Genomic DNA, 11,660 nt, shown 5'->3' with positions numbered 1-11,660 from the left:
TTGGGGTTGCCCCCTTCTTTTCATCCCTGCCAGTCATCCCTGAGTGTTGCTACTCATTTCGACTGAACGAATCGCACCAATAATCAACTTTGAACCATAGCGTTCTGCCTTGTAACCGAGTTGACGACGGAACTCATAAAATGAAGCATCCGCGATAGAACCGGCCAAACAATGATTTTTCAACATACCTGACACATTCAAATCTTCAATGACTACTTGGCTGTGGTTCTTAGCCAAAAAAGTAGTTATTTTATGAATTGTGTCCCGCCGAATATTGGCTACCTTTTGATGTAGCTTTTGGACTTTTAAGAGGCATTTGGCCCGATTTTTTGACCCTTTGACTTTGCGATTTAAATGACGTTGTAATCGAGCTAGTTTTTTGGTGGCTGCTTTATAAGCCGATGCGTTAGAGAATGTTGTCCCATCAGAGCAAGTCGCTAAAGTATTAATTCCTAGGTCAACCCCGATTCTTTCTCGACACTTAGGTGTAATTTCTTGGGAAATTTCTACAAAAAAGCTCATATACCAGTCACCAGCTTGGCGCGTTATGGTGATTTTCTTAACCCAACTTTCGGGTAGAGCCTCAAATGTAGAAACCCAGCCCACAAAAGGCAGCTTATGGCGAGTTCCTGAGAGCTTAAATGGTTTTCCAGAATTGTCAAGCGTAAAACTATCATGGTGGCCTTTCTTCTTAAATTTAGGATAACTGCTTATTCCCTTAAAGAAGCGTTTGAAGGCATCGCCTAGATTAATGAAGGCATATTGATAAACTCTAGAAGACAATTCAGACATCCAAGGATATTGAGGTTTTACATAATTCGTAAAAACCTTTTTGATGGAGTTGACGTTAGGCTTGAGTCCTTCTTCATAAGCTGACCTCCATAAGTGTAATCCCCAATTGAATACAAACCGAGCATACCCCGCGTGTTTGGCCATCAAGGTAGCTTGACGGTCATTGAGTTTTAGTTTGGTACGGAAGGCTTTGTAAGGCATGATTTCATCTTACCATAAATCCGAATTTATTGAGTTTGTGGGAATGCGAAATTTGGCATGGTTTGGGGTTTAACTGTATAGCGTTTCTCCAGAAGGGTAGGGTACCGCGATGGCGGCCCCAAACCGTCGGCGGCCCAGAACATCCGAGGGCTTTGAAACGTACCTCATCAGTCCACAGAACCGTTATATATCCATTATTGAGTGGCAAATCTTCTTGAGAATTATACTTTATTGTCCTAAGATGTCTAGCAAATCTCCGACTAAATCATTGCTCCATAAGCTCCCCAAATCTTCAGTTCAGGGTTTTAAGGCTATAACGCTTATGGGGTAAAGACTTCAGGGTTTAAAGAACCCCAAATATAGGGGAGCATCTCCTGAATTAAGAAACCCGATTTCTAGGCCCTGCCCGGGTTTCTGCGCGATCGCTCTGTTCTTCCACTATTTCATTTAGGGCCATTTGTTGCCATGCCCCGCGATCAGGGGCTTGGGGAGTGATACGAGGCCATAGCAGGCGATCGGCAACCCGTTAGCTCATTGGGGCGAGGCGATCGCACCCGAACTGCGTCTATTATCTTCAATTAACCACATTTTTATATCAAAAAGGAAAGGATAGCTGTTCCGGCTTTAGGGGGATAACTTTTTTAAATTGATGGCGGGGGTTAAATATCCAGTCCAGTGGATTAACCTAAAAATCCTTTGTTTTTTTCTCGCCCTTCCTGGGCAAGGATGGAGGGAAAGGGGGTTATGTCAGTATAGGTGAGCCAGCAAACATCATATAAAAACCAATCTCATCCTCTCGAAATTTAGGACGAACAATTAAAGACATAAAAACTAAATGGGGGATAGAAAATCGGGAAAAATACGGAGTGAATTCGGGACGATGAACATTGATAAACCATGACCGCAGTCGTTACGAGGAGCGGGAGGGGAAGAAAGCCGGGGAAGTAGTTAAACTAACTTTTTGGGGGGATGAATGGGGATGATGATTGCAAATTCTGTTTCTTGACCGGGTTCGGAATAAACTTCTAATTTTCCTCCGTGTTTATCGACCACGATTTGATAAGAAATAGTTAAACCCAGTCCTTTTCCGGCACCCACGTCTTTGGTGGTAAAGAAGGGGTTGAAAATATTAGTCACTGTCTCTTTGGGGATGCCAACGCCATTATCGAAGATCCGAATCACCGCATGGGAAGCGCTGCGGGTTTCGGTACAAATGCGAATCCGGGGGGGTGCGGGGTTGGAGTCGGGTTGATCGACTGGGGAGTTTTGCAGAGGGCTGCGTTTTCCGACGGCATCGATCGCATTGTTAAGAAGGTGAAAAAATACTTGGTTAATATCACTGGGATAGCATTCCACCCGAGGTAATTCTCCATAGTTAAGCTGGGTTTCAATCCCTTCTAAACGACTTTTTAAAATAGACAGGGTACTATCCAACCCTTCATGCAGGTCCACGTCCTTGATTTCGGCTTCATCCAGATGAGAAAAGGTTCGCAAGGATTCCACAATTTCTCGAATCCGCTTGGCTCCTCTTCTCATAGATTCTACTAGAGGAGGAAAATCGGCCATTAAAAATTCCAAATCTAATTCCTCCGCTGCTTCTTTCATTTCGGGAAGAGGATTGGGATAGTATTTGTGAAATAATTCAATAAACTCTAGCAATTCGCGGATATATTTTACGGCATGATTCAAATTGCCATCAATAAAGGTAACGGGGTTGTTAATTTCATGCGCAATTCCAGCTACCATTTGACCGATAGAGGACATTTTTTCGCTTTGAATTAACTGAGCCTGGGTTTGTTGTAAATCCCGTAAGGTTTGGCTGAGTTGTTGATTGGATTGGCTTAATTGTTGCTGGGAATGATACAGGCGCAGTCCGGCCCTGACCCGGGCTAAGAGTTCTGCTGGATTGACGGGTTTAGAGAGAAAATCATCGGCCCCGGCATCGAGTCCTTGAATCCGGTCCTCTAAATCTACTTTGGAGGTCAGTAAAATAAAAAAGGTTGGGGCTAATTCGGGGTTAGATTTGATGATCCGACAGACTTCTACGCCATCAAAATAAGGCATCACCCAATCACAAATAATTAAGGCGGGCTGAAGTTCGAGGGCGAGTTTTACCCCTTCTTCCCCATCTTTGGCAACGGTAACTTCATGGCCTTCTAATTTTAAGTCTCGTTTAAGGAGTAAGCGGGTCGCGGAATCATCATCTATAACTAGAATTTTATCCATATAATTTAGTAGATTTTATCCTAATTTTTAGGGAGTATATTTTTTATGGTATCATAGTTTAAAATTCGAGGCAATCCAAGTTGAATGACGCAGAGAATTGGGCAGATCATCATGGAAAATGGGCCGGTTTAAGGCTTAGTCTTCTGCCCTTTTGCCTCGACAGATTTCCAGAACTTGACCGTTTAGGCTGGGGGTGAGGTTATTCATGGGAAACCGGGGTAAAATGACGGTTAAGGTGGTGCCTCCGGGTCGTTCTCCATTGCTCACTTCACTCTGTACGGAGATTTCTCCGCCATGAATTTCTACACACTTTTTCACAATGGCGAGTCCCATGCCGGTGCCGGAAATTTTACCTACATTCCGACACCGTTGGAATGGCTCAAACAGGCGGGGTAGGTCTTGTGAGGGAATGCCAATTCCGCGATCTTTAACGTGAAAGACGGCGAGGTTTTGGCGATCGCACAGTTCCAGTTGAATCGGCATCCCTTCGGGGGAATATTTGAGGGCATTGGACAGTAAATTGGTCAGGATATGCCGCAGTAATTTTTCATCCATACAGGCGGAAAGACTGGATTGAGAAAGAATTAATTCGATCCCATGTAAGCCATTATCAATGAACTGCATATCCTCGACTAATTGTTGGCAAAACTGAACCAAGTCTAAGGGATTGCGGTTGCATTGTAGGTTTCCGGATTCCGCATGACCGATTAACAAGACATCATCAATCATTTGGGTCATATTGACGGAAACACTTTGAATCCGTTGGATGGCTTGCAGCTTTTTATCACCTTTTGAGTCGGGAAAGTCCTCTTGGTAATATTCCAGCAAGTCCGCAGAGGAAAGAATGGTGGTGAGGGGGGTGCGAAATTCATGGGAGACCATTGATACGAAGTGAGTTTTGAGCTGATTGAGTTCTTTTTCCTTCGCCAGCGCTTTTAGGGTTTCTTCTTCGGCTTGCTTCCGTTCGGTGATATCGCGCCCAACGGCTTGAAACTCAACGAGTTCATCTCCGGAAAAGACTGCCCGTTCGGTCCAGTGATGCCAACGCACTTCTCCATTGGGTAAAACGGCGGATTCTTCTCGGTTGATCACGGGCTGGTTGACAAAATCGCGATCAAAGTCGGGGCGAAAGGGAACTACAGAACCGTCCATCAGTTCCTCGCGAGTCATGGTAAAGTACCGACAATAGGCATCATTGACGAAGGTGACGGTCCCATCGGGGGCGAAGCGACAGATAAATTCAGTTTGGTCTTCGATAATCGCCCGATAGCGGGCTTCACTGGCTCTGAGGGCGAGTAAGGCAGCGGAGCGATCGCGATGCAGACAAATCGCTGCTGCTGCTGCCCGCAAAATCGGCAGCAGGGAATCGAGATCGGCGATCGCACAATTCTCAAAGCCGATAAATCCCACTAATTCATCCTTGAGGGTGAGGGGTAACATCAACACGGATTCTAGGTGCGCTTGCTCCAAAATCTCCCGTTCTGCTTCGGGAAAATCCCTCACTCTCCCCCCCACAATTCCGCCCTTGTGGAAGGTTTCAACCCAGCGGGAGGGCAAGGGGTTGGGCGGGATTAGACCCTCTGCTTCTTGGGAAGGCTGTGGTTTGGGCTTGCCCGGTCGGTCCTTTGCAAACCACTCACATAACACTAAGGGTTCGATTCCCGCCTGATCCTGATAAAGTTCACTCATATAAGCGCGACTCGCTTGCGCCGCTTGTCCGAGGGGGGCGAGTAACTGAATATAGGAGGAATTGGCGTCTTCCTGGGCGGAATCTACGGCACTTAATAACTGTTGTTGAACTTCTACTAGGGCGGATAACTGTTGATTGGCTTGGCTTAATTGCTGGGTTAGCTGGCGCAGTCGCAATCCGGCACGAACTCGGGCCAGTAATTCATCAGTTTCTATCGGTTTGGAGAGAAATTCATCGGCTCCCGAATCGAGACCTTGAATACGATCATCGACTTGTCCGCGCACGGTGAGGAGGATAAAAAAGGTGGTGGCTAAGATCGGGTGGGCTTTGATGCGGCGACAGACTTCCACACCATCTACTAGCGGCATCATCCAGTCGCAAACGATTAAATCCGGACGCAATTCTTCGGCCAGTCGCAGTCCTTCGGCTCCATTTTTAGCCAAGGTTACATCATATCCCTGCATTTGGAGGTTCCGTTTCAGGAGTAAGCGTGTTACCCCATCATCATCTATAACGAGTATTTTTGACATGAGTAGGTAGTGGGGGACTTGGGTTTAGAGGGCCGGGGTTGCTTGGCAAGCATCCCAGACTGAATAAAAAAGTAAAATAAACTCTTCTTTAATGTACATTCTTTCCTATTTTTAATCAAATTTCAATCGTTGATCAGCTCTTATTTTGGGTGGGATAAAGCATTTTTATCCGGGCGATCGCCTGGGGTTAACGAGGGCTTAGACGGGCCAATCTTTCACCCATTTTTCAATTTGGTTTAAAATCGTTTTCAGTTGTCCCACCAGTTCCTCGGCCTCCTCAAAATTACTATCTTTGGCTTGCTTTTCTAGGTTAGCAGCTAACGAAGGCATGGCGATCGCCGCAATCGTGGCGCTTCCCCCTTGAATTTGGTGTGCCTTACGCTCTAAAGTGACTGCATCGCCCTGGATCAAGGCTTGACTAGCATCTTCCAGATACTGTTTGCCATCCTCTATAAATGCCATGATCAGTTCCACGGCAAACGGGCGATCGCCTCGGGCAATCTCTAATAGATGTTTTTCATCTATCGGATGTTCCCCACCCGATGACGCCGATTCTGGGGATAGGTCGGGTGCGGGTCCCTCGGTGGGCGGCGGGTTCAGGGGGGAGGCACTCGCCGGACCCGGGCTACGGTGGCTCCACTGGGCGATCGCCCGCTGTAAATCTTTGACTGAAACGGGTTTCGTGAGATAATCATCCATACCTGCTGACAGACATTTTTGGCGATCGCCTTCCATTGCGTATGCGGTCAATCCAATCACCACCGTATGTCGCAAGTCTCCTTCTCTGTGGCGAATGCCTCGGGTCGCGTCATACCCATCTAATACCGGCATTTGGCAATCCATAAACACAATATTATACGTTTTTACTTCCATTTTGTCTAGTGCTTCTTGTCCATTATTCGCACAATCCGCCTCAAATCCTAGGGACTGTAACTGATTCAGAACCACTTTTTGATTGATCCGTGTATCTTCCACTAATAAAATATTCAAAGTGTTTTTGGGGTCTGGTTCTGCCCTTTTTTCCGGGACCCGGGAGGGTGCGCCCCAACTATCAAAAGCGGCAGGTAAAGAACCTTCATGAAATTCTGAACTAATCCCGCGAATTAAACATTCAAGCAAACGTGCTTCTTTGATGGGTTTAATCAAATAGGCACAAAACCCTAAATCTAAAAACTTTTTAGCCTGATAACTTTCATTAATCGAAGTCATCATAATTAAAGAAGTGTTGGCTAAAATAGGTTCAGTGAGGATGAGCTGTCCGAGAATTTCTCCATCCATTTTGGGCATTTGCATATCCAACAAAGCCAGAGGAAAAGGATTCCCCGAAGATACAGCTTTTCGCAAGAGTTTAATCGCCTCCAAACCATCCTCGGCTTCTGATACCTCCATCCCCCAGTGACTCGCTTGCTGGCGCACCACTTGGCGATTAATCGGAGAATCATCAACAATTAATAGTTTTTTTCCCTGGAGAATGGAGCAGGCAGCATCTAAGGATGAGGGCTGGGTAAAGCCTAGATTCGGATTATTAGTTTTGACCCCTTCAAATTGCACTGTAAACCAGAAGGTCGAACCGGCACCGACTTGACTTTCCACGCCTATTTCACCGCCCATTAGCTGGGCTAACTGCTTGCAAATGGCTAATCCTAAGCCAGTTCCTCCATATTTACGAGTCGTTGAAGCATCAACCTGGGAGAAGGATTGAAAGAGTTTTTTGCGATCGCTAGGGGCAATCCCAATCCCACTATCGCGAACTGAAAAGCGTAGGGTCAAGGGTGTTGATAAATCCGGCGGTTCCGGTGTCGATTCTGCCCAGTTTACGGTAATTACGACTTCTCCCCGTTCTGTAAATTTGATGGCATTGCCCAGGAGATTGGTGAGAATTTGCCGCAGACGACTAGCATCACCTTTGAGATATCGGGGAACATCCGGAGCAACCAGCACCGCTAATTCGATTTGTTTAGAAGCCGCCGATAAAGTGAACAAATCCACCGCATCTTCTAGGGTGCGATTTAGGTCAAATTCATGGCTATCCAAGCGCATCTCTCCGGCTTCTAATTTGGAGAAATCTAGGATATCATCAATCAGGGTTAATAAATTTTCTCCGCTAATTTTTAGGGTTTGAATGAAGTCCCGTTGTTGTTCCGTGAGTTGGGTTCTTAGCAATAATTCGGTCATGCCTAAAACCCCATTCATGGGAGTGCGAATTTCGTGACTCATGTTTGCCAGAAATTGCGATTTAAGTCGAGCAGCTTCTAGGGCTTGTTCCCGCGCCTGAACTAATTCATCGATTTCGATGCTCACTATCACAATTCCCCCGATCGCCATGTCCGCAGAATACCAAGGATGAATCGCCCACCTCACATAACGCTGGCTATCATCGGCATTTTCCCAGACATCTTCGGAACTGGACATCACGGTTCCCGTGAGTGCCTGTTGATGAATATTTTTCCAGCGTGAGTTCAGGTTGGGGAAAATCTCATAATGACTGCGCCCTAATAGGTGCGGCTCAGTAATCTGATAATCCAGACACCAGCGATCGCTATAGGCCAGATAGCACATTTCCCGATCAAACATTGCCATCGCGACAGGAGCATGAGTGACAATTTGCCGTAATTGCTGACGTTCTTGTTCCAGTGCTGCTTCGTAGCGCTTGCGTTCTGTAATATCCGTGGCGAGTCCATCAATGCGGATGGGAGTACCAGAGGCGTCATAAATCATCCGAGAGCGATCGCGCAGCCAGCGAATTTCTCCGTTCGGTCGCACGATCCGGTATTCGATATCTTTACTTTTGGGCGATGTGAGAATATCAAACAGCGGTTCTAGTTGTGCTGAGTCCTCGGGATGAATCACGGTGGCCCAAAGATTGGGATTATTAAAGAACTCTTCCACTTTGCGTCCGTAAATTTTCTCCGCAGCCTGATTCATGTATAAAAGAGTGCGATTGGGGAGAGACACCGACCACAAAGTATCATCAATTGAACTGAGAATGTTATCCAGCCTTGCACTGGTTTCGAGTAAGGCGGATTCGGCGAATTTGCGATCGCTGATATCGGCCCAATAACCGACGATTTCCAAGGGGTTTCCAGCGTCATCTCGAACTAATTTCTGTTCGTCTCGCATCCATCGCCATTCCCCATTTTGATGCTGAAAGCGGTATTCATCGCGGTTGGTCCCGGACTCCAGCAAGTGAGTCCAACCGACTTGGAGGCGACTGGCTTCCTCCGGATGGACTCGATTTCCCCAAAAACTGGGGTGTTCTATAAATTCCCCCGGATCGTATCCTAACAACGTGCTAACATTGGAACTAATAAAGGTAACGGCATGGTCCCCGGTGGCTTTGCGGCTGTAAATCACAGCGGGACTGGACCGGAGCAAATATTGCAGGCGTTCCGTTGCCATGCGTTGCTCTAAATCGGCTTGCTTGCGATCGATGCCAATGGCAATGCGATCGGCGATCGTACTGAGATAATCCAGAGTGGTTTTCGAGAAGGGGTTGTGAGCAAAAATTTCCATGACCCCCACGACGAGATCATCCACAATCAACGGATAGCCTGCAAACGCTCCCAGTCCCGATTGCTGCAACCAGTCGCCAACGCTAGGGTGAGTGAGCGCATCATTGCTCGTGTAAACTTGGCGTAATTTAGCAATCTGTTCCGGGTTAAATTGGCCCAGAGGGGTGCGATCGCCTTCCCGAGGCATATAGGGTCCGGCGCTGGCTTGCAATTCCAAGTTTTGACCGGAATCCACCGTCCAGATGATAACACAGGCGGCATCCAGATGGCGGACTATCTCCAGGGCACACCGTTGGACAATCTGACGTAAACTTCCCGCCTGAGTGAGAGCAACGCCGACTTCAGCACCGAGACTCGCTTGTTGCGATCGCTCTCGCAATTTGTCTTCAGTCCGCTTCCGTTCCGTTATATTCGTCGCCGTCCCCGTTGTTCCTAATACATTTCCCTGTTCATCATGCAAAGCCACAGCATTAAAGCTGAGATAAATCGGACTCCCATCTTTACGAAGATGCTCCGTTTCATATTGAGAATAAGACTTTTCAGCTAACAGTTCTTGGAAAATTTGCCAATCGATTTGGGCCGCCAGCGGGGTCTGAAATTCGGTGAACGGACGCCCTAACATTTCCTCGGGTTCATAGCCGTAAATATGACGAGTTGCCGGATTCAAAAAAGTCCAACAGCCTTCCCTATCCACGGACCAAATTAAATCTTGGGAAGTATCCACTAAATCGCGATATTTACGTTCGCTGGCTCGAATCGTTTCTTCCGCTTGTTTACGATAAGTAATATCGGATAACGTCGTCAACATAGCGGCTTTGCCATTAAAGGCAATAAACTGAATGGAAATCAAAGCCCAAAATGGAGTACCATTGGCCTTTTTAATATGCAATTCATACCCGGAAAGAAATCCCTCTTTCCTTAATTGAGCCAGCATCACGGCGCGATCCTGGGGATTAACATAAAAGTCCGGAGTTCTTTGCCCGATTAACTGGGGGAGTGACATCCCGAGCAGTTCCCCGAGGAGTTCATTGGCATAAACAATCGTGCCATCAGAAATCTGGCTAATCAATAAGGGGACTGACGTGCCTTGAGCAATGGCTCGAAAGCGTTCCTCACTTTCCCGCAAGGCTTGCTCCACTTGCTTGCGTTCAGTGATATCATCGAGGGTACCATAGAGGCCCAAAACTGTTCCCGCTTCGTCCAAGTAATGACTGCCACAAACATTAACCCATCGCCGCTGTCCATCCTGGGTCCGTAGCTGAATTTCAAAGCAATTGTAGTGAATTGGGTCATCAGTGAGTAAAGCCAATCCTTCGGCACCCCGGGACCAGTCTTCTTCGACAATAAAGGCTAAAAAGGATTGTCCGAGGCTTTCTTCTACAGTAAATCCGGTCATTTGAATCCAAGCGGGATTGAGGAAGGTCCAACAGCCTTGTTGATCGGTTTGAAAAATAACTTCTTTAATATGATCGACCACGGATCGATATTTAGATTCGCTGCTGCGAAGGGCTAATTCAGTTTGGTGACGTTGTTCGATTTCGGCTTGTAATTGCTGATTAATGCGTTGTAGTTCTACGGTGCGATCGCCCACTAATTCTTCTAAATGTTCCTGATAATGTCGTAACTCTTCCTGGGTCCGGAATCGTTCGCACTCTTCCATTCCTAATGCTACAAAGTCAGCGAGGGAGGAGATCAGTTGTTGATCCTCTAGCAACCAATTTCGCCGATTTTCCATTTGTTCGCAACAGACGACCCCCACCACTCGACCCCCCAAGCGAATGGGTGCATCTAACATGGAGGCAATTCCCAGAAGTGTGAGATAACTGGCGGAAAATTCTCGGGTTGCGGGATGGGTGTGAGCGTCATCCGCCGCGATCGCCCGGTTGCTGGCGAGGGCCTGGAAATAGTCGGGATAGTCCTGGGCAAACAGTTCGAGTCCCTCGGAATGGCGGTGTTCCCGACTCTCGAACAAATCCACACATCGAATAGCGGAGCGATCGCCATTATACCACCAAATACTCACTCGGTCTACTTCTAGGGTTTGTGCCGCAACTTCAGTAATCTCCTGGCAAATTTTGGCAAAATCTCCCTCTTTCCCCCGATGAGAAGTCGTCAGGGCTAATAGAGCGTCGTTTTGTCGTTGGATAATCCGTTGTTTGTGCGGTTCAAGCTGGCGATCGCGGATGATCCGGTCTTGATGTTCAATCCCCTGGCGGATTGTCCGAATCAGCAAGGGTTCGGTGAGTTGCGCAGTAAACAAACAGCCGAGTGCTCCAGCGGCGATCGCCTTTAATGCAAATTCCTCATCCTCTCTGGGAATCACTGCCACAATTCCCGGTACAAAGTGGGTTCTCGACCCGGGCAATTCTCCCGGTAATATCGTCTCATACAGGCGATGCAGGCAGTCGAGTTCCCCTGTCTCCTCCCGTGACAACTCCAGGACGATCGCATCAAACCGCTGCTGTTTTAATTGGGCGATCGCCCCCTCTACGCAGTCAATGCAGGTTAACTCGCTTTCCAGGGTCGGGTTTGCTTTATAAAGCGCTTGAATCGGTTTCTCTTTTTTCAGGGTATTCTCAACCCACAGAATTTTCAGAACCAAAGGGTTTGACATAAAGTAAATCTTATAGAATTGACGCGAGCAATGAACGACGAGTTACCCACTAACCCGCCTTTTTCATCTCTCCCTTAAAAAATAGTACCCTATTC

At 47.2% G+C, this 11,660-nt stretch carries 3 protein-coding genes and 1 pseudogene; all 4 read right to left on the bottom strand.

Features of this window, described 5'->3' with window-relative positions; translation table 11 throughout:
- Nucleotides 1–78: 78 nt before the first annotated feature.
- A pseudogene (locus tag NG792_RS18680) lies at nucleotides 79–993 on the bottom strand (RNA-guided endonuclease InsQ/TnpB family protein); the annotation flags it as partial.
- Nucleotides 994–1,941: 948 nt separating this feature from the next.
- Nucleotides 1,942–3,219 (bottom strand): response regulator, encoded by a 1,278-nt coding sequence (locus NG792_RS18675; RefSeq protein ID WP_261236379.1) that lies wholly within the window; start codon nucleotides 3,217–3,219, stop codon nucleotides 1,942–1,944.
- Nucleotides 3,220–3,354: 135 nt separating this feature from the next.
- Nucleotides 3,355–5,439 (bottom strand): hybrid sensor histidine kinase/response regulator, encoded by a 2,085-nt coding sequence (locus NG792_RS18670; RefSeq protein ID WP_261201417.1) that lies wholly within the window; start codon nucleotides 5,437–5,439, stop codon nucleotides 3,355–3,357.
- Between the two features lie 198 nt (nucleotides 5,440–5,637).
- Nucleotides 5,638–11,565 carry a PAS domain S-box protein gene (locus NG792_RS18665; RefSeq protein WP_261236378.1) on the bottom strand — a complete coding sequence of 1,976 codons (5,928 nt, stop codon included), beginning with the start codon at nucleotides 11,563–11,565 and terminating at the stop codon, nucleotides 5,638–5,640.
- Nucleotides 11,566–11,660: the final 95 nt, after the last annotated feature.

The organism is Laspinema olomoucense D3b (genome assembly GCF_025370785.1).
GTDB lineage: Bacteria > Cyanobacteriota > Cyanobacteriia > Cyanobacteriales > Laspinemataceae > Laspinema > Laspinema olomoucense.
The sequence above is the reverse complement of the archived record's forward strand: the minus strand, read 5'-3'. Positions and strand labels throughout refer to the sequence as shown.

Coding starts and splice junctions, on each gene's coding strand:
- NG792_RS18665 (WP_261236378.1), bottom strand. CDS start 11,565: ATGTCAAACCCTTTGGTTCTGAAAATTCTGTGGGTTGAGAATACCCTG.
- NG792_RS18675 (WP_261236379.1), bottom strand. CDS start 3,219: ATGGATAAAATTCTAGTTATAGATGATGATTCCGCGACCCGCTTACTC.
- NG792_RS18670 (WP_261201417.1), bottom strand. CDS start 5,439: ATGTCAAAAATACTCGTTATAGATGATGATGGGGTAACACGCTTACTC.